General features: G+C 45.3%; 21 protein-coding genes and 1 tRNA gene. 13 read left to right on the plus strand and 9 right to left on the minus strand.

The window, feature by feature from the left end; genetic code table 11:
* Nucleotides 1-115 precede the first annotated feature (115 nt).
* Together argF and AACR75_RS16100 are read right to left on the minus strand one after the other, a co-directional pair.
* On the minus strand, nt 116-1,120 hold the full coding sequence (gene argF / locus AACR75_RS16095; protein ID WP_017049801.1) for an ornithine carbamoyltransferase: 1,005 nt from the start codon (nt 1,118-1,120) through the stop codon (nt 116-118).
* A 116-nt stretch (nt 1,121-1,236) separates the two neighbouring features.
* Nucleotides 1,237-2,613, minus strand: a complete 1,377-nt coding sequence (locus AACR75_RS16100) for a PhoH family protein (RefSeq protein WP_047691068.1) — start codon at nt 2,611-2,613, stop codon at nt 1,237-1,239.
* Between the two features lie 434 nt (nt 2,614-3,047).
* Between AACR75_RS16100 and rapA the strand changes: the two genes are divergently transcribed.
* Nucleotides 3,048-5,957 carry an RNA polymerase-associated protein RapA gene (gene rapA, locus AACR75_RS16105; protein ID WP_013855992.1) on the plus strand — a complete coding sequence of 970 codons (2,910 nt, stop codon included), beginning with the start codon at nt 3,048-3,050 and terminating at the stop codon, nt 5,955-5,957.
* A 77-nt stretch (nt 5,958-6,034) separates the two neighbouring features.
* On the opposite strand, the gene AACR75_RS16110 is transcribed toward rapA, so the two are convergent.
* Nucleotides 6,035-7,306, minus strand: a complete 1,272-nt coding sequence (locus tag AACR75_RS16110; protein ID WP_017049803.1) for an NRAMP family divalent metal transporter — start codon at nt 7,304-7,306, stop codon at nt 6,035-6,037.
* Nucleotides 7,307-7,554: 248 nt separating this feature from the next.
* On the opposite strand from AACR75_RS16110, the gene AACR75_RS16115 reads away from it, so the two are divergent.
* On the plus strand, nt 7,555-8,292 hold the full coding sequence (locus AACR75_RS16115) for an RluA family pseudouridine synthase (protein ID WP_047691070.1): 738 nt from the start codon (nt 7,555-7,557) through the stop codon (nt 8,290-8,292).
* Nucleotides 8,293-8,321: 29 nt separating this feature from the next.
* Nucleotides 8,322-9,281, plus strand: coding sequence for a D-2-hydroxyacid dehydrogenase (locus AACR75_RS16120; RefSeq protein ID WP_047691072.1), 960 nt, complete (start codon nt 8,322-8,324; stop codon nt 9,279-9,281).
* A 69-nt stretch (nt 9,282-9,350) separates the two neighbouring features.
* Here AACR75_RS16120 and AACR75_RS16125 read toward each other — a convergent pair whose 3' ends face one another.
* From AACR75_RS16125 to pepA, 3 genes are all read right to left on the minus strand, one after another.
* A complete protein-coding gene (locus AACR75_RS16125; RefSeq protein ID WP_047691075.1) occupies nt 9,351-12,212 on the minus strand; it encodes a valine--tRNA ligase in 2,862 nt (953 codons plus the stop codon).
* A gap of 94 nt (nt 12,213-12,306) precedes the next feature.
* Nucleotides 12,307-12,756: a DNA polymerase III subunit chi gene (locus AACR75_RS16130; protein ID WP_017043380.1), complete on the minus strand. Its 450-nt coding sequence runs from the start codon at nt 12,754-12,756 to the stop codon at nt 12,307-12,309.
* Nucleotides 12,757-12,823: 67 nt separating this feature from the next.
* Complete coding sequence (pepA, locus tag AACR75_RS16135; protein WP_010318842.1) at nt 12,824-14,332, minus strand: leucyl aminopeptidase; 1,509 nt, start codon at nt 14,330-14,332, stop codon at nt 12,824-12,826.
* 189 nt (nt 14,333-14,521) lie between these two features.
* On the opposite strand from pepA, the gene lptF reads away from it, so the two are divergent.
* Nucleotides 14,522-15,622 carry an LPS export ABC transporter permease LptF gene (gene lptF, locus AACR75_RS16140; RefSeq protein ID WP_013855997.1) on the plus strand — a complete coding sequence of 367 codons (1,101 nt, stop codon included), beginning with the start codon at nt 14,522-14,524 and terminating at the stop codon, nt 15,620-15,622.
* Nucleotides 15,623-15,625: 3 nt separating this feature from the next.
* A complete protein-coding gene (gene lptG, locus AACR75_RS16145) occupies nt 15,626-16,696 on the plus strand; it encodes an LPS export ABC transporter permease LptG (RefSeq protein ID WP_013855998.1) in 1,071 nt (356 codons plus the stop codon).
* Nucleotides 16,697-16,758: 62 nt separating this feature from the next.
* Here lptG and AACR75_RS16150 read toward each other — a convergent pair whose 3' ends face one another.
* A complete protein-coding gene (locus tag AACR75_RS16150; protein WP_081265531.1) occupies nt 16,759-17,280 on the minus strand; it encodes an RDD family protein in 522 nt (173 codons plus the stop codon).
* Nucleotides 17,281-17,433: 153 nt separating this feature from the next.
* Here AACR75_RS16150 and AACR75_RS16155 point away from each other — a divergent pair.
* From AACR75_RS16155 to AACR75_RS16180, 6 genes are all read left to right on the plus strand, one after another.
* Nucleotides 17,434-17,518: transfer RNA gene (locus tag AACR75_RS16155), tRNA-Leu, on the plus strand.
* A gap of 537 nt (nt 17,519-18,055) precedes the next feature.
* Nucleotides 18,056-19,672 carry an ATP-dependent nuclease gene (locus AACR75_RS16160; RefSeq protein WP_047691078.1) on the plus strand — a complete coding sequence of 539 codons (1,617 nt, stop codon included), beginning with the start codon at nt 18,056-18,058 and terminating at the stop codon, nt 19,670-19,672.
* Nucleotides 19,673-19,736: 64 nt separating this feature from the next.
* The gene (locus tag AACR75_RS16165; RefSeq protein WP_047691080.1) at nt 19,737-20,972 is read left to right on the plus strand and encodes a tyrosine-type recombinase/integrase; all 1,236 of its coding nucleotides are present in this window, start codon (nt 19,737-19,739) and stop codon (nt 20,970-20,972) included.
* 103 nt (nt 20,973-21,075) lie between these two features.
* A complete protein-coding gene (locus AACR75_RS16170; protein WP_047691084.1) occupies nt 21,076-21,459 on the plus strand; it encodes a hypothetical protein in 384 nt (127 codons plus the stop codon).
* Nucleotides 21,460-21,502: 43 nt separating this feature from the next.
* Nucleotides 21,503-22,003 carry a hypothetical protein gene (locus AACR75_RS16175; protein ID WP_047691087.1) on the plus strand — a complete coding sequence of 167 codons (501 nt, stop codon included), beginning with the start codon at nt 21,503-21,505 and terminating at the stop codon, nt 22,001-22,003.
* Nucleotides 22,004-22,103: 100 nt separating this feature from the next.
* The gene (locus tag AACR75_RS16180; protein ID WP_047691089.1) at nt 22,104-22,535 is read left to right on the plus strand and encodes a DUF2787 domain-containing protein; all 432 of its coding nucleotides are present in this window, start codon (nt 22,104-22,106) and stop codon (nt 22,533-22,535) included.
* Nucleotides 22,536-23,119: 584 nt separating this feature from the next.
* Here the strand turns inward: AACR75_RS16180 and AACR75_RS16185 are convergent.
* Both AACR75_RS16185 and AACR75_RS16190 read right to left on the minus strand, forming a co-directional pair.
* The gene (locus AACR75_RS16185; protein WP_255212448.1) at nt 23,120-23,245 is read right to left on the minus strand and encodes a hypothetical protein; all 126 of its coding nucleotides are present in this window, start codon (nt 23,243-23,245) and stop codon (nt 23,120-23,122) included.
* A 295-nt stretch (nt 23,246-23,540) separates the two neighbouring features.
* Nucleotides 23,541-24,446, minus strand: a complete 906-nt coding sequence (locus tag AACR75_RS16190; protein ID WP_081989841.1) for a helix-turn-helix transcriptional regulator — start codon at nt 24,444-24,446, stop codon at nt 23,541-23,543.
* 267 nt (nt 24,447-24,713) lie between these two features.
* Between AACR75_RS16190 and AACR75_RS16195 the strand changes: the two genes are divergently transcribed.
* On the plus strand, nt 24,714-24,899 hold the full coding sequence (locus AACR75_RS16195) for a hypothetical protein (protein WP_130248521.1): 186 nt from the start codon (nt 24,714-24,716) through the stop codon (nt 24,897-24,899).
* 91 nt (nt 24,900-24,990) lie between these two features.
* Nucleotides 24,991-25,188: a hypothetical protein gene (locus AACR75_RS16200; RefSeq protein ID WP_030000763.1), complete on the plus strand. Its 198-nt coding sequence runs from the start codon at nt 24,991-24,993 to the stop codon at nt 25,186-25,188.
* Nucleotides 25,189-25,422: the final 234 nt, after the last annotated feature.

A 25,422-nucleotide genomic window follows, 5' to 3' on the forward strand; every position in this document is an offset into this window, starting at 1 on the left:
GATTTTGAGGATTAAAAGTCGCTTTGGCACTGTCGCGGCGTTAGCTGCTTTCACTCACCCGAATCACTTACTCATGTAAGCTCATCGGGCTTCGATCCATTGTTGCCTTGTTTTTTTAAGCGCCGAGAGTCGCGACCATCACAGCTTTGATGGTGTGCATGCGGTTTTCAGCTTCATCAAACACAATCGAATATTCAGACTCAAACACCTCTTCGGTGACTTCCAAACCTTTCATACCATATTTTTCCGCCACCTCTTTACCTACAGTGGTTTCGTCGTTATGAAACGCAGGCAAGCAGTGCATAAATTTTACCTGTGGATTACCAGTTTGCTTAATCACATTCATATTGATTTGGTAAGGTGTCATTAAGGCCACGCGTTCATCCCATGCATCGGCTGATTCGCCCATGGAAACCCAAACGTCGGTATAGAGAAAATCGCATCCTTGCACGCCTTCTTGTATATTTTCAGTGAGCGTGATTTTGGCTCCCGTCTGTTTGGCAATTTCTTGGCAAGTGATGACGAGTGATGCTTCTGGCCAAAACTGTTTGGGTGCGACGAGGCGAATATCCATGCCCATTTTTGCTGCGCCCACCATCAGTGAATTGCCCATGTTATTGCGTGCATCGCCTAGATAAGCCAGTGACACTTGGTGCAACTGCTTACCACGGCCATGCTCAATCATGGTTAAAAAGTCAGCTAAAATCTGTGTTGGGTGGAACTCGTTGGTGAGCCCGTTCCATACAGGAACGCCAGCATGTGCGCCAAGCTCTTCGACAATTTCTTGTCCAAAACCGCGATATTGGATGCCATCGTACATTCTTCCGAGTACGCGCGCGGTGTCTTTCATCGACTCTTTATGACCAATTTGCGACCCTGATGGCCCGATGTAAGAGACTTGAGCGCCTTGATCAAACGCGGCCACTTCAAATGCACATCGCGTCCGTGTTGAGGCTTTCTCAAAAATCAGCGCAATATTTTTACCCGCTAATCTTTTCTGTTCTGATCCGGCGTATTTCGCTTTTTTGAGATCAGCAGAGAGATCGAGCAGAAATTGGATCTCTTTCGGCGTGAAATCGAGCAGTTTGAGAAAGTTGCGGTTGCGTAAATTGAAAGCCATATCCCAGTCCTAAACGGTGAATGATGAATGGCCTTAGTAAAACATATAAATGCTAAATTTGTGAATAATTATTTTAAAATAAAGGCGAGATATTAATAATATCTCGCCTAATGTGATTATAAATTCTCTTCAGCGAATTCGGCCAAGCGGCTGCGAACGACGCCGTTTAAGTGAATGTTGGCGCTGCCTTCAAAGTTTTTAAAGCGCTCAACCATGTAGGTCAAACCTGAGGTCACAGGGGTTAAGTAGTGGGAGTCAATCTGTGCTAAGTTACCAGAACAGACAATTTTAGTGCCCTCACCACAGCGCGTGATGATAGTTTTGATTTGAGAAGCGGTTAAATTTTGACACTCATCGAGTAGCACAAAGGCATTTTGGATTGAGCGCCCACGCATAAAGTTGATCGATTTAAACTGGATATTGGCTTTATCGCAGATGTATTTGAGTGAACCTTCGGTGCAGTGATCGTTTTTGTGCAAGGCTTCCAATGTATCCGTAACCGCCGCCAGCCACGGCATCATTTTCTCTTCCTCTGTTCCGGGTAAGAAGCCGATCGATTCTCCGATATCTGGTGTGTTACGGGTGACGATAATCTTATCGAACATCTTCTTCTCAATGGTTTGTTCAAGAGCGGCGGCCATAGCGAGCAGCGTTTTCCCGCTACCAGCGGCTCCGGTTAAAATCACCAAATCAATGCTTGGGTCAAGCAAGGCATCAAGAGCCATCGCTTGGTAGATATTTTTCGGAGTGATGTCCCACGCTTTGCGGTGCATCATTCTCTCGCGGCCAATATCAAGCAGCGTAATTCTGTCTGTGTTGATTTCATGCACGCGCGCCGAAAAATCGCTTTCTTCATCAATGACATATTGATTAATAAAGGTCGGGTCAAACGGCACCTTATCTAGCGTATGGAAGGCTTTTCCGCCGACGGTTCTACTCTCAACTTCATCGACGTTGTTCCAAAAGTTTCCTTCACGAACTTGGAAGCCTTTGGTCAGGTACTGCACATCATCAATCAGTTGGTCTGTGCGGTAATCCTCAACATAGCGCACGCCTGCACCTTTAGCGCGCAATCGCATGTTGATGTCTTTGGTGATGAGAACCACAGCGCGTGGCGCTCGTTTCGCTTGCAGGTAAAGAACAGCATTGAGGATACGGTTGTCGCCAGCTTTGTCAGCAAAGGCTTTGACGGTTTCTTGCAACTCAAAGTCGGCAAGGATCGAGATAGTTCCCGTCTTGCTGGCCTCTTTAGAAAATGGAATACCTTCGGTAATTTCGTCTGGGGTGGCATCGTGGAATAAGTGCTCTAAAGCACGAATTGCGACCCGCGCATCTCGTGCAACATCGCGTTTACTGTCTTTGATCCGGTCAAGTTCTTCAAGAACGGTCATCGGAATGACCACATCATGCTCTTGGAAGGAGTATATGGCTAAAGGTTCATGAAGCAGGATGTTGGTATCAAGTACAAACAGTTTCCGATCGGTATCGCCCATAAGCGTCTCCTTGCTGCTGTGCAGCGTGCTTAACAAAAGATGCCAGCAAGTAGAGGTTATCGATCAATGGATGCCGGTAGTGACTCGATTGCTCGATGACTTACTGCAAGCCTGTGTTGATACTCATTGTCTGTTTGGTCTGCATGCTTCGTGCCAGAGTCATCCTTTTGACTGGCAAAGCAAGCATCGTTACAACAAGTATAGCAACCTTGTTTACTACAAATGCCACCGATTTCTTACAGTTTGATGTCAACCAAAAGTTGAAGAAAAAAATCTTGGTTATCCTTCGCTTTACACGTGACCTGTATCACGCCATCAAGTAAGATTAGCGACCTTTTTCTGCACCACACTCCAACAACAATCATAATTAGGAGTTGCCTTCACGTGGTAGCAGATCGATACAATCCATTCCAAATAAATAAGGTAGTCGATTCATGAGTTTTGCTTTGGGGCAACGCTGGATAAGCGATACAGAAAGTGATCTTGGTTTAGGTACTGTAGTAGCGCTTGATGCGCGTACTGTGACCTTGATGTTTGCTGCATCAGAAGAAAACCGCGTTTATGCACGCAGTGACGCCCCGGTAACACGAGTGACGTTCAATAGCGGCGATGTGGTTGAAAGCCAAGAAGGCTGGTCGCTACGCGTTGAGCAAGTTGTTGAAGAACAAGGACTACTCACTTATCTCGGTACGCGCGAAGACAACGATGAAAGCGGCGTGGCACTACGTGAAATTTTCTTAAGCCACCAAATCCGTTTCAACAAACCGCAAGATAAATTGTTCGCAGGTCAAATTGATCGCATGGATAATTTTGTGTTGCGTTATCGCGCCCTGACTAACCAATATCAACAACACAAAAGCCCAATGCGTGGTTTATGTGGCATGCGCGCGGGCCTGATTCCTCATCAGCTTTATATCGCACATGAGGTTGGCCGTCGCCATGCGCCCCGCGTGTTATTAGCCGATGAAGTGGGGTTAGGTAAAACCATTGAAGCGGGGATGATCATTCATCAACAAGTGCTTTCTGGTCGCGCGGAACGTATTTTGATTGTGGTGCCGGAAACCTTGCAGCACCAATGGTTGGTGGAGATGATGCGTCGCTTTAATCTTCATTTCTCCATTTTTGATGAGGAGCGCTGTGTTGAAGCGTTCGCTGAAGCACACAACCCTTTTGATACTCAGCAATATGTGCTTTGTTCGCTCGATTTTCTGCGTAAAAGTCGTCAACGTTTTGAACAAGCACTTGAGGCGGAGTGGGATCTATTGGTGGTGGATGAAGCGCACCATCTAGAATGGAGCCAAGATAAACCAAGCCGCGAATATCAAGTGGTCGAAGGGCTAGCGCAAAACACCCCAGCGGTATTGCTGCTAACGGCAACGCCGGAGCAATTGGGCCGTGAAAGCCACTTTGCGCGTTTGCGTTTGCTCGATCCCGATCGTTTTTACGATTACGAGGCGTTCGTTGAAGAAGAAGAGCAATATGCGCCTGTAGCCGATTCCGTCAGTGCCCTGTTTTCGGGTGAGAAGTTGCAAAACGAAGCCAAAAACCAAATCACTGAGCTACTTTCAGAGCAAGACGTTGAGCCGCTGTTTCGCATTATTGAAAGCGATGCCGATGAAGAGAGCAAAGCCTCTGCTCGCCAAGAGCTGATTGATAATCTGATGGATCGCCATGGTACAGGCCGCGTGCTGTTTAGAAACACCCGCGCTGCGATTAAAGGATTCCCTGTGCGTAATGTGCACTTGATGCCGATGGAAATCCCCGCGCAATACACGACCTCGATGCGAGTGGCTGGCATGATCGGCGGTAAGCTCAGTGCTCAGGCTCGCGCGATGAAAATGCTCTACCCCGAAGAGATTTTCCAAGAGTTTGAAGGCGATGATGCAAGTTGGTGGCAGTTCGATTCTCGCGTGAATTGGCTGCTTGAAAAAGTGAAAGAAAAACGCAGCGAAAAGATTTTAGTGATCGCTTCTCGCGCTAGCACCGCGTTACAACTGGAGCAAGCACTGCGTGAGCGTGAAGGCATTCGCGCGACCGTTTTTCATGAAGGTATGTCGATTTTAGAACGTGATAAAGCCGCCGCTTATTTCGCACAAGAAGAGGGTGGCGCGCAAGTGCTTATCTGTAGTGAAATCGGCTCTGAAGGGCGTAACTTCCAATTTGCTAACCAGCTGGTGATGTTTGATCTGCCGTTTAACCCAGATCTTTTAGAGCAACGCATTGGCCGTTTGGATCGTATTGGTCAACACCGTGATATCGATATCCATGTGCCGTACCTTAAAGGCACATCGCAAGCGATTTTGGCGCGTTGGTTTGATGAAGGCTTGAATGCATTTGCTGAAACCTGCCCAACAGGCCGCGCTGTGTATGATAAATATGCCGATGATCTGATTGACATGCTGGCTTCGGGAAATATCGATACGTTGGATGAGATCATTGAACAGTCAGCAACGCTCAACAAAACGTTGAAGGCTCAGCTTGAACAAGGGCGTGACCGACTGCTTGAAATGCATTCAAACGGTGGCGAAAAAGCATTGAAAATCGTCGAAAGTATAGCATCAACGGATGGCGATACTAACTTGGTTACTTTCGCTTTGAGCTTATTTGATGCGATCGGTTTAAACCAAGATGATCGGGGTGAAAACGCGCTGGTGGTTACACCATCAGAGCACATGATGGTGCCAAGCTACCCCGGTTTGCCGTATGAAGGAGCGACCATCACTTTTGATCGTGATACGGCATTATCGCGTGAAGATATGAATTTCATCAGTTGGGAACACCCGATGATTCAAGGCGGGATCGACCTGCTGATGAGCGAAGGCGTGGGAACATCGGCGGTTTCTCTGCTGAAAAATAAAGCTTTGCCTGTTGGGACTTTGCTGCTTGAGTTGATCTATGTGGTGGATGCACAAGCGCCAAAACGCAGTGGTATCAGCCGCTTCCTTCCTCAAACACCAATCCGTTTGATGATGGATGCGCGTGGTAATGATCTCTCCGCGCAAGTTGAGTTTGAAAGCTTCAATCGCCAATTAAGCCCAGTGAATCGTCATTTGGCCAGCAAGCTCGTTACGTCAGTACAAAATGATGTGCATAGCTTAATTGCTGCCAGTGAAAGCCAAGTTGTGAGCCGTGTTGAAGCGATTCGTGAACAAGCGCAAAAAGAGATGCAGTCGAGCTTAAACGGTGAGCTGGAGCGCTTATTGGCGCTTAAAGCAGTCAACCCGAACATTCGTGATGAAGAGATCAGCGCGATTGAAGAGCAGATCAACGAGTTAAGTGGTTACATCGGTAAAGCGCAATTCCAACTGGATTCGTTGCGTTTAATCGTTGTGACGCATAACTGATCCCTTTACTTGGCTCTTGTGGTGGACATTAAAAATAACAAAGGCCTTTTTCGATAAGGCCTTTGTTTTGTCTGCTGTTACATAATCCACTTCCACCAAATAAATAGCGCTAAAAAGCCAAATAGATAAACAAGCCCTACGATAGACAGTGCTTTGAGTTTTTTTCCTACTGCGAGTTCAGCCGGTAAAGGTGTTTTAGTCACCAGAATATAGTTGAGCAGCGCAAAAATTGGCGTGGTCATAAATGCCATGATCATCGCAAAATTCAGCATTGGCATCAATGCTGAAGCCCAAAAGGCAATGATGGCCAGCGCTAAAGCCGATACCACGATGACCCAAGCTTGGTAGCAACGTGGGCTTTGGCTCTCTTTGTTTTGCAAAAGACGTTGTGATTCTGCAATCACTCGTGAATAGCCATCAATGACGGTGATGGTGCTGCCAAAAATACAGAAAAAGGCGATCACTGCAATCAAATAACGTGACCACTCACCTATGGTTGAAGCGTACAATCCGACCAATTGATGCGAAAAGCCGACGCCAGATTTCGAGAGCTCAACGCCTGTTCCGTGTAGTACTAAGGCACCAAGCGCCAAAAATACAATCGCCAAGATTGCAGTACCGATATAGCCCACATTGAAATCAAATAGTGCGGATTGCGGCGTCACTTGCTGCTCTTGGCATTGACGCTTGAGCCACACCGAAGTGATGCTCGAAATCTCAATGGGTGCGGGCATCCAGCCCATTGTCACCACCAAAAAACCGATCGCGGCGAGTGTCCAAGGTGAAGGCGAAATGGTTTCTACCACTATCTGTGCTGGGGTTGCGACGGCAATCACCACGGCGAGTAAGGTGGCGATTGTCAGTACTGCCATAATCATTTTAGAAAGTGAGTCGAGCGCGCGAAAGTGGCCTGCAAAAAGGATCAGCAAACAAGTGGTCAGCACAATCACGGAAAGAACAATATTGCCTAGCTCAAAAGGGACAAAATAGGCCAGTAAGCTGGCGCTAAACAGCAGTAACGCGGCGGTGTTTATAATGGCCGATACCACGCTTAAGAGGGCAAAAACCCATAAGTAAGCGCGCCCGAGATGAGCATAGCCTTGTACTAAACTTTTGCCTGTCCCCATGGTGTATTGAATGCCAGCCTTAAAAAAGGGGTATTTTAATAAGTTGACTAGCAAAATGAGGCCTGCGAGTTGCCAGCCATAAATTGCACCTGCTTGAGTTGATGCGACGAGATGAGAGCCGCCGACGGCTGCTGCTGCCATCATAATGCCCGGCCCGAGTGAACGAAGCAGTTGTGGCAGGGTTAAACGTTTGGCCGATTGATAAGGGACGCTGTGTTCCATTCTTGTTCCTTAGACTTGATGTTGTGTTATTTATAATTTTTGCTTTTGAAGCTGACTTTAATGTCAAGCTCATCAATCAATATCACACCCAGTTAATCTGTCAATTTTAAGTTACATTTCAAGTGATATTTCTAAGCAAGGCTAACTTACTGACGATTTCATGATTTAACGAAACTAAGATGACTCTTCTCTATTGGCTTGGCGGAGAGGTTGTTATAATGCGCCGATTTTTTTAGGAGAAACCTTCGATGGCTATGCTTGAATACACGCCGCCCACAGATCCTTGGATTGATATTGTCTATGAAGATGATCAGATTCTCGCGGTGAATAAACCTTCAGGTCTGCTGTCGGTTCCAGGACGCTTGCCTGAGCATCACGACAGTATGTGGAGTCGTTTGGCTGAGCAATATCCAGAGATCCAAGTTGTGCATCGTTTGGATATGTCGACTTCTGGCTTGATGGTGCTGGCAAAAAATAAATACGCGGAAGGGGCATTGAAAAAGCAGTTTCAATACCGTTTAACGCATAAAATTTATTACGCTCGCGTGTGGGGCGTAATGGAGCTTGACGAGGGGGCGGTTGAATTACCCCTGATTTGCGATTGGCCAAATCGGCCTAAACAGAAAGTCTGCTTTGAAGATGGGAAACCATCAAAAACTTTATATCAAGTAGCGAAAAGAGAAGAAAAAACGACAATTGTACGTCTTTTTCCTGTAACTGGCCGTTCGCACCAATTACGTGTTCACATGCAAGCTTTGGGTTATCCGATTGTGGGTGATGAGTTTTATGCCCCGCAAGAAGCGCAAGATTTTTCCGATCGCTTAGCGCTGCATGCCGCAGAGCTCAGTTTTTATCACCCAAAGAGTCATTGGTTACGTAACCTTTTTGTTGCTTGTGACTTTTATCCCGAAGCACAAGAGCAAATTTTGCAACACTTTGATCCTGAGCGAAAATTACCAGATTACAAAACGTTGCCCCGACCTTAGTGTGATGTGGGTGGCGACAAGGAGCTGATATGTCACTACCCACGGTTGTATTTCTCGATAGGGCCACAATCCCTGCTTATATTCGATTGCCAAGCTTACCTTTTGCTCATCATTGGCTTGAGTTTGACTTTACTTCTGCCGAACAAGCGCTCGATCGCCTATCTCAAGCCGATATCGTAATCACCAATAAAGTGGTGCTGGATAGAGCGTTACTCTCACAATGTCCGAAATTGCGCTTGATTGCTGTGTCGGCCACAGGCGTCAATAATGTCGATATCGATTACTGTCGTGAAGCAGGCATCGCACTGGTGAATGTTCAAGGCTACGCCACCCGTTCTGTTCCGGAACATGTCGTTGGGATGATTTATGCCTTAAGGCGTCACCTGTTTGCTTATCATCAAGATATTGCCAATGGCGAGTGGCAGCGCAATCAACAATTTTGCTTTTTTACTCATCCGATAGGGGATGTTGCAGGTTCAACGCTTGGTATTGTGGGGAGTGGCGCGCTCGGACAGGCAACTGCAACGTTAGCACGAGCGATAGGCATGCAGGTGATATTTTCTGAACGAAAGGGGGCCAAGTTATGCCGACAAGGTTTTATGCCCTTTGAACAAATGTTAGCGGAGGCGGATGTTGTGAGCTTACATTGCCCATTGAGCGAGCAAACCCGAAACCTGATAGGTGAGAACGAATTAAAGATGATGAAGCCTAATGCATTGTTGATTAACGCAGGCCGTGGTGGTTTGGTTGATGAGCAAGCACTTGTGACAGCATTGAAATCTGGGCAAATTGCTGGCGCTGGAGTGGATGTATTCAGTCGTGAGCCAGCAGATAAAACGAATCCCTTACTAGCCAATATGGATTTGCCAAATTTGTTGCTTACACCACACGTGGCATGGGGTAGTGACTCAGCTATTTCACAATTGGCAACGATTTTGATGGATAACATTGCCGCGTTTGAGCGTGGAGAGCACAAAAATCGCGTCTGATGATGGCGTGAATAAATAAAAAAGGTCGGCATTTTCACACCGACCTTTTTAATGGTAACGCAATCGCGATTATAGCGCGGCTATGGTCGCTTTCTGTTCTTCCAGTTTAACCAAGGTATCTTGATAGCCATTCAGCTTTTGACGCTCGATAGCGACAACGGCTTCGGGTGCTTTAGCGACGAACCCTTGGTTATTGAGTTTGCCTTCAATGCGTTTGATTTCGCCTTGAGTTTTAGCAATCTCTTTTGCTAAGCGCTCTAGCTCCGCATCTTTATCAATCAAACCAGCCATTGGGATCATCAACTCAGATTGACCCACCAGCGCCGTTGCACAAGCAGGAGTCTCTTCACCCTCTTCAAGAACGCGTAGTGCCTCCAGTTTAGCCAGTGACAACAGCACCGCTTTGTTCGCTTCTAAACGTGCCACTTCTTGCTTGTTGGCGGCTTTTAGCATCACGTTAAGAGGTTTACCTGGGTTGATATCGTACTCGGCACGTAGGTTGCGAATGCTAGTAATAAAGGCTTTCACCCATTCGATATCATCCAGCGCCGCTTGGTTGAAGTTCGCTTCATCGTACTGAGGCAGCGCTTGCAGCATGATGGTGTCACCTTCAACGCCGTCCACTAATGGCTTAATGCTTTGCCAAATGGTTTCAGTGATATACGGGATCACTGGGTGCGCGAGGCGTAATGTTTTCTCTAATACCGTAATTAATGTACGTCGCGTTGCGCGTTGCTGCGCTTCACTGCCTTTCCACAATACGGGTTTAGTCAGCTCTAAGTACCAGTCACAGAATTGGTTCCAGATGAATTCGTAAAGGGTATTTGCCGCCATATCTAAACGGAAGTTGTTGATATGGTTGTTGAACTCTTTAGCCGTCAATTCAAATTGAGACTCGATCCATTTATCGGCTAACGAATACTCAAGCTCGCTACCTGCGTTAAAGCCACAATCGAGATCTTCGGTATTCATCAACACGTAACGGCTCGCGTTCCAGAGTTTGTTACAGAAGTTGCGGTAACCTTCTAGGCGTTTCATGTCCCAGTTGATATCACGACCGGTTGAAGCCATCGCTGCTAGCGTGAAACGCAGTGCGTCGGTTCCATAAGGTTCGATACCATTTTCAAAGGTTTTACGTGTATTTTTCTCGATCTTGGCTGCAAGCTGTGGCTGCATCATGTTGCCACAACGCTTTTCAACCAGAGATTCAAGATCAATACCATCGATCATGTCGATAGGATCAAGCACGTTGCCTTTAGATTTTGACATTTTGTCGCCGTTTTCATCACGGATAAGGCCTGTGACATAAACAGTTTTAAATGGCACTTGTGGTTTACCATTCTCATCTTTACAGAAGTGCATGGTCATCATGATCATGCGTGCAACCCAGAAGAAGATGATGTCGAAACCAGTAACAAGAACGTCAGACGGGTGGAATGTTTTTAGTGCCTCAGTGTTTTCTGGCCAGCCTTGTGTACCAAAAGTCCAAAGAGCGGATGAGAACCAAGTATCCAATACATCATCATCTTGGCGCAGTACCACCACTGGGGCTAGGTTGTTTTGTTCGCGCACTTCTTCTTCGCTACGGCCGACATAAACGTTGCCGTCGTTGTCATACCAAGCAGGAATACGATGACCCCACCAAAGTTGGCGTGAGATACACCAATCTTGCACGTCACGCATCCATGAGAAGTACATGTTTTCGTACTGCTTAGGCACAAATTGAATCTCGCCATCTTCAACGGCTTTGGTTGCGACTTCCGCTAGTGGCGCTGTGCGTACATACCATTGGTCGGTCAGCATCGGTTCGATAACCACACCACCACGGTCACCGTAAGGAATGGTGAGGTCGTGATCTTTGATTTCTTCAAGCAGGCCGAGAGCTTCAAATTCAGCTACGATGGCTTTACGTGCCGCAAAGCGCTCCATACCTTGGTATTTAGCAGGTAGATCGCTGCTGTAAGCGTCACTTGGTTCACCATTGGTGTTGAACACTTCGGCGGCGTCACGAATGTTGGCATCAAAGGTGAAAATGTTGATCATCGGCAGTTGGTGGCGCTTACCGACTTCATAGTCATTGAAGTCGTGAGCAGGGGTGATCTTCACACAGCCTGTGCCTTTTTCCATGTCGGCGTGCTCATCGCCCACGATAGAAATGCGACGATTGACGATTGGCAGCATGATCTCTTTGCCGATCAGAGCTTGGTAGCGTGGATCTTCAGGGTTAACCGCTACGCCTGTGTCACCCAACATGGTTTCAGGACGAGTGGTCGCAACAACAATGTAGTCTTTACCGTCTGCTGTTTTTACGCCGTCAGCCAGTGGGTAACGGAAGTGCCACATGTGACCTTTGACGTCTTTGTTTTCTACTTCTAGATCAGAAATTGCAGTGTGCAGTTTTGGATCCCAGTTCACAAGACGTTTACCACGGTAGAGTAAATCTTCTTGGTAAAGGCGAACAAACACTTCTTGAACGGCATTGGATAGGCCCGCATCCATAGTGAATCGTTCACGATCCCAGTCTACCGATGCGCCAAGGCGGCGAAGCTGTTTAGTGATGGTTCCACCTGATTCGCCTTTCCACTCCCAAATTTTGTCGATAAACGCTTCGCGACCGTAGTCATGCTTGGTTTTGCCTTCTTCAGCAGCAATTTTACGTTCAACCACCATTTGGGTAGCAATACCGGCGTGGTCTGTACCCACTTGCCATAAGGTATTTTTGCCTTTCATGCGTTCGCAGCGGATCAAAGTATCCATAATGGTGTCTTGGAATGCGTGACCCATATGAAGGCTACCAGTGACGTTCGGCGGTGGGATCATGATGCTGTATGCTTCTTTTGATGTATCACCGTGAGGCTTAAAGTAGCCGTTCTCTTCCCAAGTCTGATACAGAGCTTGTTCGATTGCTGTTGGGTTATATGTCTTTTCCATAGTGCTCTTAAATGGATACTGTGAATGGTTAATCTTAGTCAAACTTCATAAGTGAAGGATCTTGTTAAAGATCGCCTTAACTATAAGGTTTGACCTATGGATGTTGGATCTCGATTGTTTGCAATTGGTAGCCAGCTTGACGGTAGATTTTATACCTTTCGCGTGCTCGTTGCTTTGCTTTTTCTTCGCAGGGGACGAAGTCTACCACCTCAGCAAAGGCGTTCGCAAAGGTTGTATGATTATCCGCCACATTTATTACCAGTTGACGATTCCAATTGGGTTTGACGTTGGGGTAGCCAATCTCGATATGAGTAGAGTATTTCGGGCCTTCACCCACCAGATTGTGCGCGACAAACTGTTCAGCAGGTACTTGCCATAAATGTTCGGCAAACTGTTCAGCGTGAGTTTTATCATCACAATGCAGATAAATTTTTGCCCCTTGTTTGGCGAAGTGATGAGCCAGAAATAGGACATATTGCTCAAAGCCTGCCAGCGTTGCTTGAGGGCTTTCTTCGTTCACAATGTAAAAGGTGGCTCGTTGCATGTTGTCACCTACTATCTAATCGCTCATCAACAAAAAAGGGCCTTGCGGCCCTTTTCACATTTTGAGGTTATTCCTCAGACTCTTGGCCGCTGCGGTTCAATAAGAACTGGACGAGCAATGAGACGGGACGACCTGTTGATCCTTTTGCTGCACCTGACTTCCATGCCGTGCCTGCAATATCCAAATGCGCCCAGTTATATTTCTTAGCAAATTTAGATAAGAAGCAGCCAGCGGTAATCGTACCACCAGGGCGACCACCGATGTTTGCCATATCAGCAAATGGGCTCTTTAGCTGCTCATGGTACTCGTCGGCCATTGGTAGACGCCATGCGCGATCGCTTGCTTGTTCTGAAGCATTAACCAATTCATGCGCCAATGGGTTGTGGTTTGAAACCACGCCACTGATGTGGTGACCTAATGCAATCACACAAGCGCCAGTTAGTGTCGCCACATCTACCACGCAATCGGGTTCAAAACGCTCAACGTAAGTGAGTGCATCACATAGAACTAAGCGACCTTCGGCATCGGTATTGAGTACTTCAACCGTTTGGCCAGACATAGTCGTGAGAATGTCACCAGGGCGATAGGCATTGCTGCCTGGCATGTTTTCACAGCCGGCTAAGATACCCACGACATTTAATGGCAATTTCAATTTAGCCAATGCTTTCATTGCGCCAAAGACTGACGCCGCACCGCACATGTCATACTTCATTTCATCCATGCCTTCGCCTGGTTTTAATGAAATACCGCCGGAATCAAACGTCAGGCCTTTACCCACCAACACAATTGGTTTTGCATCTGGATCTGGGTTGCCTTTGTACTCAATGACCGACATCATCGACTCATTTTTTGAGCCACGACCGACGGCGAGATAAGAGGTCATGCCCAACTTTTCCATCTCTTCTTCACCAATGATTTTGGTGGTGACACTCTCGTAGTCGTCCGCTAAGCGGCGCGCTTGAGATGCAAGATAAGCTGGGTTGGCAATGTTTGGTGGCATATTGCCGAGATCTTTCGACGCTTTCACACCGGATGCAATCGCAAGGCCGTGTGTAATCGCGCGCTCACCTAAGTTAAGCTCACGGCGAGTCGGTACGTTAAAGACAAGTTTGCGTAGTGGGCGGCGAGTCTCCGGTTTTACGCTCTTGAATTGATCAAAGGTGTACAGACCATCTTTCGTTGCTTCAACCGCTTGGCGTACTTTCCAATAAGTATCGCGGCCTTTAACGTGTAGTTCAGTCAGAAAACATACGGCTTCCATTGAACCCGTTTCGTTCAGTGTGCTGATGGTTTTTTGAATGATTTCTTTGTACTGACGTTCGCCTAATTCGCGCTCTTTACCACAACCTACCAGTAAAACGCGTTCAGACAGAACACCAGGGACTTGATGCAGCAGTAGCATCTGGCCGGGTTTACCCTCGAGATCACCACGGCGAAGTAGTGAACTAATATAGCCGTCGCTGATTTTATCAAGCTGCTCTGCTACTGGAGAAAGGCGGCGTGGTTCGAACACTCCAACAACGATACATGCGCTACGTTGTTTCTCTGGACTGCCACTTTTTACACTGAACTCCATGCGTACTCCTACATCCTGAAGACAAATAGAACTAAATGTTAGATAATGCGCTCTTAGTGGTTGAATCCGAGTTTGGATCTACTTTTAATTGAACGCCCAACAGTTAGTGAAAATTTTAAAAATAAAAGGTTCAACGGGAAATTATAGTGATTCAATCAAAAAAACAAGTTTTGTATAGGTAATTTCAGCGTGATTATTGTTAGATATTTGATCCGCGAGACACTCAAGAGCCAATTTGCGATCTTTTTCGTACTGTTTCTCGTGTTTCTTAGCCAACGATTTATTCGCGTTTTGGCTGAAGCTTCCGATGGTGACATTCCAGCACGAATGATCTTATCTATTGTAAGTTTAAATATGCCCGCAATGGGGTTATTAATGCTGCCTTTGAGTTTGTATATCGGCATCTTACTGACTTTTGGGCGTTTGTACGCAGAAAGCGAAATTACGGTGATGAATGCCACTGGTATCGGCAATAAATTTTTGATCCGTGCTGCGCTCTATTTGGCTTTGATCACTTCAGGTGCTGCAGCATTTAACGCATTCTGGTTGGCACCTTGGAGCCAAGACAAAGAAGCACAATTAATGGAGCAGCTCGCAGCAGAAAATAGTGTTGATTTGCTACAGAAAGGACAATTTCAACGCACACCAGATGGTTCCTCAGTAGTTTTCATCGAAAATATTGAAAACAAAAAACTGCATAATGTGTTTGTTGCGCAGCTTGCACCAAAGGATTCGATACTCCCAAGTGTGATGTTCTCTAATTCTGGTGATGTTAAAGAGCTCAGTGATGGCCGTCAGATGATCACCATGTATGACGGGATTCGCTATGAAGGCGTGCCAACACGCGTTGATTATATGATCACAAAATTTGACGAATACGAAGGTTTAATTGGGCAGCGTGAAGTTAAACCCAAAGGACGCGATTGGGAGGCGTTACCGACATCCAATCTGCTTTCCAACCCGGATCGAAGAGCGAAAGCTGAGTTACAATGGCGAATTTCTCTGGTGATTTGTATTCCGTTACTCACCATGCTGGTGGTCCCTTTGTCGGCGGTTAACCCTCGGCAAGGACGCTTTGCGAAAATGGGACCTGCAATCTTAATTTATTTGGCCTATTTTATGGCCATCAGCGCAACCAAGTCCGCCATTGAAGATGGCTCACTTGCTACGGTGATCGGTATGTGGCCAATCAATGCTGCGTTACTTTTGGCGGCGATTTCAGTGAATATCATGGACAGTGTGCCAGTGCGGCGCTTCAAAGATAAACTAAGACTAAAGAAGGCAGCATAACGCGTGTTTAAGATTTTAGATTTATACGTCGGCCGTACTATTGTTGCGACAACCTCGTTAGTGCTGGCGACCTTTGTTGGTTTGTCCGGCATTATCAAATATGTTGAGCAATTGAGAAAAGTTGGGGAAGGAAGCTACGATTTACTGCAAGCTTTACTGTTTGTGGTGTTGAGCATTCCTCGTGATATCGAGATGTTTTTTCCTATGGCCGCCTTACTCGGTGCGTTGATTGGGTTAGGTATGTTGGCATCAAGTTCTGAGCTCGTTGTCATGCAAGCTGCGGGGTTTTCTAAGCTTAATATCGGTATGTCGGTATTAAAAACCGCAGTGCCATTAATGATCATTGTCACCTTACTTGGCCAATGGGGAGCACCCCAAGCGCAGAAGATGGCACGAGATCTGCGAGCTTTTTCTCTCTCTGGCGGTAGTATTGTTTCAGTGCGTAGCGGTGTGTGGGCGCGCGATGTGAATGATTTTATCTTTATTGGTAAAATTGATGACAACAAACTCTATGGCTTAAATATGTGGCGCTTTGATAACAATAAGAGTTTGCAAAACATCCTTTTTGCCGAAGAGGTGGATTACGATAAAGACAATCAATGGGTAATGAAAAATGTTCAAATCACCGACATGCGCGATGATGTATTGATAACAAAGCAAACATTACCTGAATATCGTTGGACGACTTCATTAGCTCCAGACAAACTGGCGGTTGTCACGGTCAAGCCTGAAGAGTTGTCACTGAGTGGCTTGTATGATTATGTCAGCTATTTAAAAACGTCGGAGCAAGATGCTTCACGGTACGATCTAGCGTTGTGGCGTAAAATCACTCAACCTTTTTCCATTGCTGTGATGATGCTAATGGCACTGTCGTTTATTTTTGGGCCATTGCGCAGCGTTACTATGGGCGCAAGGATTTTGTCAGGCGTGATTGCAGGCTTTACATTTTATATTTCCAGTGAGTTTTTCGGCCCACTGAGTCTTGTTTATGGTATCCCACCAGTGTTTGGTGCCGTCGCACCAAGTTTGGTGTTTCTCAGCGTTGCCGTAATGTTGTTAAGACGAAAACTCTAAAAATGACAGGTAAGAACTATCAACAAAAAGGAAGGTTTGTCCTTCCTTTTTGTTATTCCGACTCAATTAACTTTAGGAAGTACCACTACTTTCGTTTTGGCCCAAATATCTTGGAACCCTCTTTTTTGTTGATCAAAGGGTACGGTGAGGTTTGCCAAGCCAAAGCCTGAGGTGAACAAACGTATTAAAGCTTGCGTGGCGCTGATTGAATTTCCATCTTGTTCGTTAATTATCAAAAGTCGCCAAGCACGCATCCCTAATGTCTGGCCTGCTCTTGTCCAGAAAAAGACGAAGAAGTAGACCCAGACAGCGGCAAGGTAAAATGTGTAAACATAGCTCCAAATGGGATGACGAGTGAGAAGGTCGCTGACATCTGCATACGAGCCATAGCCCATCACATTCAACGCAACGAGAGCTTCTAATATAGCAACGACAACACCAGCAGCCATCATCTCAAGAGCAATGATGATTAATGCATCGTAAATGAGCGCACCAAATCGGCGTAGTAATCCGGCAGGCGGTAGAGAAATAGAGTTACTCATCATATCTAAACATCTTTTGTATTCGCGAAATTGCAGCAGCATATAGCCTCGAAGAGGATCTGAAAAGAGAAGAGACGCACAGCTTGAAGGTTTGTGGCGAAAATATCGGCAAACGATTTGTATTTCAATATTTTGTTATTGCGCCAATAACTTTCTTACGTATAATGCCAACCATCAAAGGGCAATGCCCAAGATGCCGGTGTGGTGAAATTGGTAGACACGACGGATTCAAAATCCGTTTCCTTCGGGAGTGGCGGTTCAAGTCCGCCCACCGGTACCATACATAGAAAGGTCGCTTTTATAGCGGCCTTTCGTCGTTTTAGGTGTTTGAAAATGTTCTACTTTTCAGGAGCTTACCTGAGTTTTCCTTTTCTGTTGTCACATCTTTTTTCGCTCCAATAGGCTCTCTTTATCCTCCTTAAAATTTCTCCCATGGTCCATATATGGTTCATCGCATGACGAATCTGTGCGCAAGGGAATCCCAGTAAATCCAAGAATCTCCGGTAACTGCAAAGTCGCAGCTAGTATTGCCAAGGGTCGCGGAGTGAAAGAACCATGGTACGACCATGGTGACTTTACGGTGCTATGCGGTTTTGGCTTTGCCTTTATGGAATAACTGATCGTTTTGATGGATAGTCGAAAAGTCGGTTTTAGATAGGCGGTTTTGCGGTGTGTGTAGTAAGTGCGTTGGGGTAATACATTAACCAATTTGAAATCAATATGATCTATTGAGTCACAGAAAGCGTGGACAGAACTTTATATGCTATCTGTTGTTTATTTTTTGTTCAGCTTGATTTGTAATGAAGGTGGCTTGTTTATGTGGATTTCCAAAATCACTATCAAAAATTTTAGGTCTATTGAATCTGCCGAGTTGATTTGTAATCGATTTAATATACTTGTCGGTCAAAACAACGCAGGTAAAACCAATGTTTTTGAAGCCTTAGATTGGTTTTTTAAGGGTGTTCCTAAAGGTAAATCTATGCGTGATTTACACCCTCGCAGGGATACAAATAAAGAAGTTTCAGTTGAGGTCGAATTTTCAGACGCTCTACATGGTGCAAAAAACATGAGGAATGAGACTAACAAAACAAAAATCCTTGGTGTATTAGGTGAGCATGACGTTATCTCGATTAAAAGGACTAGCAGTGCCTCTACCAAACGAACACTGATTATCGATGGAGAAGAACTAGCTAAAAACCCTACTGGTTTTGATAAGGCACTGAATGATTTTCTTCCTAAGTTTGAGTATATACATACTAAACAGTACTTTGATGATGTAGCAAAGTACTCTGCGAAAACACCTGTAGGAATAATGTTATCCTCTGTTTTAGAAGAGATTCTCCAAGATAATCCTCAATATAGAGCATTGAGAGATAAGTTCGACGAGCTCTTCGACGACGATGAATCAGCAGTGAAAGTAGAGTTTGACAAACTTGGGGATACAGTAAAAACACATCTTGAAAAGCAGTTTGCAGAATGTACGAAAGTTAGCTTCGAAGTTACAACTCCTGAGTTTGATGATCTACTGAAAAGTTTTCAAACTAGAGTTGATGACGGTGTAGAAACTTATGCATCAGAAAAAGGCGACGGAATGCAACGAGCTCTTATGCTTGCGATTATTCAGGCATATGCCGAATATCGAAAAGGTCGAGAAGATGCTGGCAAGTCATTTCTATTCTTTATTGATGAAGCTGAGCTACATTTACACCCGACTGCTCAGAGAAAATTGAAGGATGTTTTACTAGAGCTATGTACTGATTTAGATCAGGTATTTTTAAATACACATTCTTCGGTCTTTGTTGCGGATGATCACTCTTCTCAGAATCTTTTTAAGGTTACAAAAGAAGATAGCCTCACTCGAATCAATACAGTTGATAGTTTAGATAAGCCATATGTTGTATATGATCTTCTTGGCGGGAGTCCCGCAGATCTGTTATTGCCGAGAAATTTTCTAATTGTGGAGGGACCTAGTGAAGTTGAATTTTTTACTAGAGTTATTCGACGTTTTTATAGTGATAAGCCTTCGATTCAGATAGTTTCGGCAGAAGGTGATACCCATCAAGCTGAAAGAACAATTAACTCAATCAGGAAAGTCTTTAAACCGTTAGAGAATTCAATATTTGAAGACAAAATGATGGTTTTATGTGACTTACCGACTGAGAAAGCTAAAGGAGGTTTCGATGAGTTTCTTAGAAACTTTAAGAAGTTTAACGATAGAGGTCAGATTGCAGTATTACCAAATGGATCATTGGAAGAGTGTTATCCAGATTGCGAAGATTGGAAGCGGGATGCAGAGCAAGTTTCTAAAATGAGTGGGAAGCAAAAAACTAGGCTTTCTAGGAGAGTTGGTGACTCAATCTCGCGGGAGCAATTTGAAAACGAAATGGTGCCTCTCTTTGATACGTTAAAAAATGCTTGGGATAGAGCATTTTAACGAAATAAAACCAGTATCTTACATATATTATTTACTAGCTTAATAATTATGTAAGGTACTGATTATGAATAGTAAAACCCGTCTGACGGTATCCTTCCTCAACAATCTCAAGCCTAACCCTGCCAACGCCAAATCCACCGATTACGAAGTTAATTTATCCTCGATGAAAGACTCAGGATTACCTACTGGTGTTCGCTGCTTAGTGGGTAAGTCCGGCGGGAAACGCTTTCTGCTGCGTTATACCAGTCCGGTAACAGGTAAGAAGGCGAGCATTGGTCTTGGTAAGCACCCTGAAACCGATCTTTCCACATTGCGCAAAACAGCCAAAGAGTATCGCCAGCAAATTATTGAAGGCGTTGATCCCAAGCTTGAGCGTGACAATCAGACTACCGAGAAGACGATGACTCTAGAACGGTTCTTTGATGAAGTGTACCTGCCACTGGCTAAACAGAAACGCAGTTGGAAGGATGACGCAGCACGATTTCGTTTAGCAAAGTCGATACACCATATCTCGATTCACGACCTAACCGCCGCCGATATCATCAAAGTCCAAATGGAGATGCAAAACGCCGTTACGATTAAAGGCAAACCTTATGCTCCCGCTTCGATAAATCGTGTTCTAGCTCTGCTCAAAACGATCAATCGTCAGGCATACAAGTTGATGGACGCGCCGCTTATCGCGGACAAGGTGAGCTTGTTAAAAGAAGATAACGTTCGCACTGGCTACTTATCGGAAGCGCAGCTAAAGGAGTTCATCGGTCACGCTCTGAACCATGAAGATAAGAGCATTGGCGCGTACCTAGTTCTGTTGTTTTTGACTGGCGCGAGGGATAAGGAACTGCGTTTGCGCTTGAAATCCGATGTGAATTGGGAGGAGAAAACACTCACTATTCCACATACGAAAAACGGTACTAGTCACGTTTTATTCCTAAGTGATTACATGCTTGATATTTTGAGGTCGGTGCCTCATGTGGCGAATAATCCGTATCTCTTTCCTGGACGCAAAAAGGGTAAACCAGTAGGGCAACCTAGGCATGCTTTCAAGGCTATCAAAGCCAAGATGGGACTGCCCGACATACCTGGAGATAAAGCGAATCTAACCCTGCACTCAGCTCGTCATACGGTTGGAAGTTTGTTAGCTAGCCAAGGAGTCTCGTTACACGACATAGCCAAGCAGCTCAATCACGCTGACCTGTCATCAACAAGACGCTACTCAAAATTGACTGTAGGGCGTCGGCGGGAGATTGGCTCTCGCTTGTCGGATATGGTGACCGCAAAGCCAGAGATACGTTGGGAATGAAGAAGTTAGGTTTAACCAGTTAATTTAGAAATGACATTAGAAAAGCCCCTGTTTAGCGATGAGCTAAACAGGGGCTTTTTTCATTATTAAACGGAGATTAGAAATGAAAACAGTAAACAAGTTTGAAGACATTCAATCACTGCCAATGCCGGATGGTGTGAAAGCAAAATTGCTAGAGCACCTGATAGAGCCATTCGGTGATGAAGAAAGCACAAAAACGTTTTGGGATGAGGTCGGTACGACCCTGTACTTGATTGAGGAGTCAGATACCGACGAAGTCTTGAGTGAACAATCTGAGGAAGATCTGCACTTTCTTCGCTTTGTTACTAACTACCCTGAATGGGTGCTGTTGTTAAACGATGATGATTGTCCTTGGCTTCTAGCGGCCGCCATAGTGACCATGGAAGGTGGTGGTGTGTACTGCTGCGCTCCAATGAACAGTCCAACGTTCCCTGTCGTGAAGTTAGCTGACCAAGCTGAATCTTAAAACCAAATAAACCTGAACAATTCCATCTTAAAGGAGGTGTCCTATGGCACGTAAATCAAACCAACAACAAGAAACGGTTCAACCTGAAATCGCGGAGGGTAATGAACAAGTCACGATCACTGACGATCAACCAGTTGACCATTTCACTTATATCGTACGCGAGGGCAAAGCGAAGAAGTTAAGTCCGAAAACCGAGAATCATGTGTTCTATGAAATAGCTATTCATGATGAAGAAAACGAGCTCTATATTCGTATGTCTGGAAATGAGGGTGGTGGTCTGCACAGTAAGGAATGGATCCCACTTAAAGATATCACCGCAGTTCTGGATGTGCAGGGTGATAAGCCGTTCAAGAGCTCTGTGATGAAGTGTGTATTTTCCGGGCAGTCAGCGAACAACGCGGGTTTTATGTGTGGGGTTTGTAGGGGGCTTGGTCTTATCATCCAGTCTGAGAAATCAGTGTTTCTTCACGTTCTAGCGCCAGACTACGAGCAACGTCGTGATGAGTTGTTGTCTCTCGTGGACGCTGAACCCAAAGCTAAATAACCTCAAAAATACATCACTCCTTACCCACTAAGCCAATTCTGGCTTTCATATCGAGCACTTAACAAGAGTGCTTCCCTAACGAATTAAACGAGATTTTATTATGAAATTAGTCTTTGATACTGAGCGCCTTTTGTTACCGATATCAACTAGTCTTCAAGATGCTTTAAACCGAGTGATCAGCGAATCAGGCAAATGGACACCCATGATCCAATCGGCAGTGTTCAACTTCCGAGATTCATCCTACAGTTCGGAAAACGGTGGTTGGCACCCTGTTGAAATCAGGCTTGTTCGCCTATACGACCAGTGGATATTTAATTACATCACTGACTTTGCGTATTGCGGTGGTCCTTATCCCGAACTGGTTAAAGAGGTGGATTTTAACTTCTCATCTGGAACAGCGAGCTTTTCCTATGTTCCAGAACTGCCGATAACAAGTAGTGAGGTAATGGAGTTCTACTCGATGTGGGAATCCAACTTTCTCAGCTACGTCGAAATGGGCGTGTTCGATGAGATAAAAGTCACTGTGGATTAGTACATCGGCAACAAACCAAGTAGAAAGCACCATGTATGTACCATAAAATAGTCGACTCACTTCCTAGTGAAACTAAGGCTTCCCATTGTTCCATGTTAATCATGGTGTGATGGGAAGCCTTTTTCATTGGGGCAAGTTTTAGCAACGTTTACCCAATCCGTTGCCTTCGGGATTCAGAGGGGATGAAGTTGCTGGATTGCAATGAACGGTGGAAACACCAAGGAAAGGAGTCTTAATTTTAACGAGTTTGGTTGTTTTACACTGGTGTTTTGTTATTAAAAAGCTCCCATTGCTATGTCGAAGCAATGGGAGCTAATATTTAGGTTTTGCTATAGCGCTTAACGAATAGGGGTATTGAGAACGAGTTTCTATGAGATTTTCCATAGTCATCTGTTCTAATTTCAGCGCCAAGAGCGCACCTTAATCTTATGTTTACAGGTCGGAGCGAAAACTTTGTCATTTTCAACGTAGCCATACACTGTAAGCGGTAATCCACGATTCTCACACATTAGTCTCAAACCCGTTGAGTTAAAAAGGAACTTGTCACCGGAATCTATAGTGACAAGTTCAATTTATGACTCTGTTTATCCAGTCATCATACCCAGTAGATAGCCAACGGCGGTGAAGCTTAACAAGTTAGCGATATCAACTAGGTAAAAATACGGACTGGACTGAGTGATTTGGAGCAGAGTTCGTGCATCAGACATCATGGTTATACCCCTATTAAAATTTTACCTTCTTCGAAGTTATTTTAGTGTTTACTGATCAACTGCGAAAAACGGCATCATTTTGAGTTTTCCCTTACGTGGTATCGGTTTCAAGTTGCGCTAAATTACCCCTTTCGCCTATCTCACATAGGTAAGCTCAAAATCGGTACATAGTGGCAAGTTGATGGTTAGGACGGTCGCTCTCGGCGCAGTGAAACGACATTATGTCGTGGTGCTTTGTTGTCATGTAGCTGTGCTTCTAGAGGGAATACTAGGGCGTCACTTATTAACGTGGCAACTACTTGTAACGATCCAGTGTGGCGTGGAGATCGCGTATAAGCTCAAGCTTAAGGCTGACAGGGGAAAGCACCTCGACTTGAGGTATCCAAGACTTCAACAAAGGCAAGATATCGCTCAATCTTGATACTCGACAGCTAACTAGCAAACTACCGTCACTCAGTTCTTTCAATAGCTGCTGGTGAGGGAGAATCGTCCTTTCAAGAAAGCGCGAAGCTACTTCCCTATCAACCTGTACAAGCACCTCAGCATCATCCGGAGTTAGCCACTCCATGCCTTGTCTGTGTATCTCCTCGTGGACCTTTTGACTGGGTTTGTATTTATCTTCCCGTAGGTGAATCTGTGAAATATTTCGCAATCGGTACGAATGTAACTGGTCACAGTAGGTTGCGGCGAGATACCAGATGCCCCTGTCATTGACCAGCCGATAACAGTGGACAGATTCAAACGGTTTTTCATTGTAGTTAAGGTCAATGACAACTTGAGCAGCGATGACTTCGGTCAGTTGCTTAAACAGTGCATCGAATTTGTCAGTTCGTTCAGAGCGTGGGCTCTTAAACAGAACAGGTGCGTGACCATTGAGCTTGTAGTGTTTAGGCAATAGCTCGGACAAACCAATATCGTACAGCACTTTATTGATGTTTAAATTGCCCTGACTTCGAATGATCGGGTCCAGTCGATAACCCTCATTGGTGCGGATAATCGGAGCGTTGACGAGCCTTTCATTGAAATCGCGTCTCAGGGTTTTCTCGCTTACCTGGTAATCCGCTACCAACTGCTCAGGGGAGAGCACTTCTCCCATAAACAATCTCGTCAATATGTCACCTAGCCTTAAAGCTAGCTTTTCACTCTTATCGCTCATGCTACTAGCGTACGGTTTCCCTTGGACAGGTTGAGGGCAAAACATTTTTAAATGTTTCTAACCGTCACGCACTTAGATTTGGCATAGCTTTCATCGGATAAGGCAGGGCAATGACGATGCCTATTTTCACACTCATTCTGCGGTCTTGGACACATCCTGTCCGAGCGCAGTGGGATACTACACAACGTAGATTTACTACAGCGTCAATTAAAGGAAACAAGTAATGCAAGTGACATTCATTAAGCCACTTATGGCATCAGGTTATTCATGTCGTTCTTTAGGTTGTCCCGGTTGGGTCACCAAGGGTGGGTCATGCGATGCATGTGGCGCAATGGATTACAGTTAAGAAGGAGCGTTCATATGGGCAACTGGACAGAAGACCAAGGTGACTATGATGATGGCACAGAAGATTCTGGCTTCAGTCAGGACTTCGACATGGAACCGGGTGACGATGGTTGGCTCGGCGGCGACTTCATGGCTGATGATGACGATGATTAAGTCCCATCACTAAATTAGGCTTATCAACAAGGGCGGTACCGAAAGGTATCGCCCTTTTTCATATCTGCATCTAGAGAAAAGGAAAAACATTATGGCGAAAACACATTTTCATTCTAACCCTCAACAGCGTTGGTTTAAGCCTAGCGCGTCAACAGGCGTTCGATTTGCACAATATGGCGCAACATTTGGTACTCGATATGGTCCACAGGGCGTCGTTATTGGTGGAGCGATCGGGTTTGTTGCAGGTGCATTAATCGGCGGGGCATTAGAGGAACTAGATGTTATCTAGTAAAGGAAGAAGTAAGGGGGACTCTGCTTCTTTTTATTGGGAGTTTCGTACCGACATTATACCGTTTCAAGAATGGAAAGCAGAAGGTCGAAAGGTGCTTGCTAACGTCCGTCAACACACACCTTTCAGATGGGGTATGGAAATTCTTGCATGAAATGATCGCTAAGGTCTGGGCAATTTACTTGATAAAAAACGTACTATTAAAAAACTATTAAGCAGTGAGGGTAACGAGCA

This window comes from Vibrio sp. ZOR0018, assembly GCF_963865925.1.
Taxonomy (GTDB): Bacteria; Pseudomonadota; Gammaproteobacteria; order Enterobacterales; family Vibrionaceae; genus Vibrio; species Vibrio anguillarum.

Coding starts and splice junctions, on each gene's coding strand:
- argF (WP_017049801.1), bottom strand. CDS start 1,120: ATGGCTTTCAATTTACGCAACCGCAACTTTCTCAAACTGCTCGATTTC.
- AACR75_RS16100 (WP_047691068.1), bottom strand. CDS start 2,613: ATGGGCGATACCGATCGGAAACTGTTTGTACTTGATACCAACATCCTG.
- rapA (WP_013855992.1), top strand. CDS start 3,048: ATGAGTTTTGCTTTGGGGCAACGCTGGATAAGCGATACAGAAAGTGAT.
- AACR75_RS16110 (WP_017049803.1), bottom strand. CDS start 7,306: ATGGAACACAGCGTCCCTTATCAATCGGCCAAACGTTTAACCCTGCCA.
- AACR75_RS16115 (WP_047691070.1), top strand. CDS start 7,555: ATGGCTATGCTTGAATACACGCCGCCCACAGATCCTTGGATTGATATT.
- AACR75_RS16120 (WP_047691072.1), top strand. CDS start 8,322: ATGTCACTACCCACGGTTGTATTTCTCGATAGGGCCACAATCCCTGCT.
- AACR75_RS16125 (WP_047691075.1), bottom strand. CDS start 12,212: ATGGAAAAGACATATAACCCAACAGCAATCGAACAAGCTCTGTATCAG.
- AACR75_RS16130 (WP_017043380.1), bottom strand. CDS start 12,756: ATGCAACGAGCCACCTTTTACATTGTGAACGAAGAAAGCCCTCAAGCA.
- pepA (WP_010318842.1), bottom strand. CDS start 14,332: ATGGAGTTCAGTGTAAAAAGTGGCAGTCCAGAGAAACAACGTAGCGCA.
- AACR75_RS16150 (WP_081265531.1), bottom strand. CDS start 17,280: ATGCTGCTGCAATTTCGCGAATACAAAAGATGTTTAGATATGATGAGT.
- AACR75_RS16160 (WP_047691078.1), top strand. CDS start 18,056: ATGTGGATTTCCAAAATCACTATCAAAAATTTTAGGTCTATTGAATCT.
- AACR75_RS16165 (WP_047691080.1), top strand. CDS start 19,737: ATGAATAGTAAAACCCGTCTGACGGTATCCTTCCTCAACAATCTCAAG.
- AACR75_RS16170 (WP_047691084.1), top strand. CDS start 21,076: ATGAAAACAGTAAACAAGTTTGAAGACATTCAATCACTGCCAATGCCG.
- AACR75_RS16175 (WP_047691087.1), top strand. CDS start 21,503: ATGGCACGTAAATCAAACCAACAACAAGAAACGGTTCAACCTGAAATC.
- AACR75_RS16180 (WP_047691089.1), top strand. CDS start 22,104: ATGAAATTAGTCTTTGATACTGAGCGCCTTTTGTTACCGATATCAACT.
- AACR75_RS16185 (WP_255212448.1), bottom strand. CDS start 23,245: ATGATGTCTGATGCACGAACTCTGCTCCAAATCACTCAGTCCAGTCCG.
- AACR75_RS16190 (WP_081989841.1), bottom strand. CDS start 24,446: ATGTTTTGCCCTCAACCTGTCCAAGGGAAACCGTACGCTAGTAGCATG.
- AACR75_RS16195 (WP_130248521.1), top strand. CDS start 24,714: ATGCGATGCATGTGGCGCAATGGATTACAGTTAAGAAGGAGCGTTCAT.
- AACR75_RS16200 (WP_030000763.1), top strand. CDS start 24,991: ATGGCGAAAACACATTTTCATTCTAACCCTCAACAGCGTTGGTTTAAG.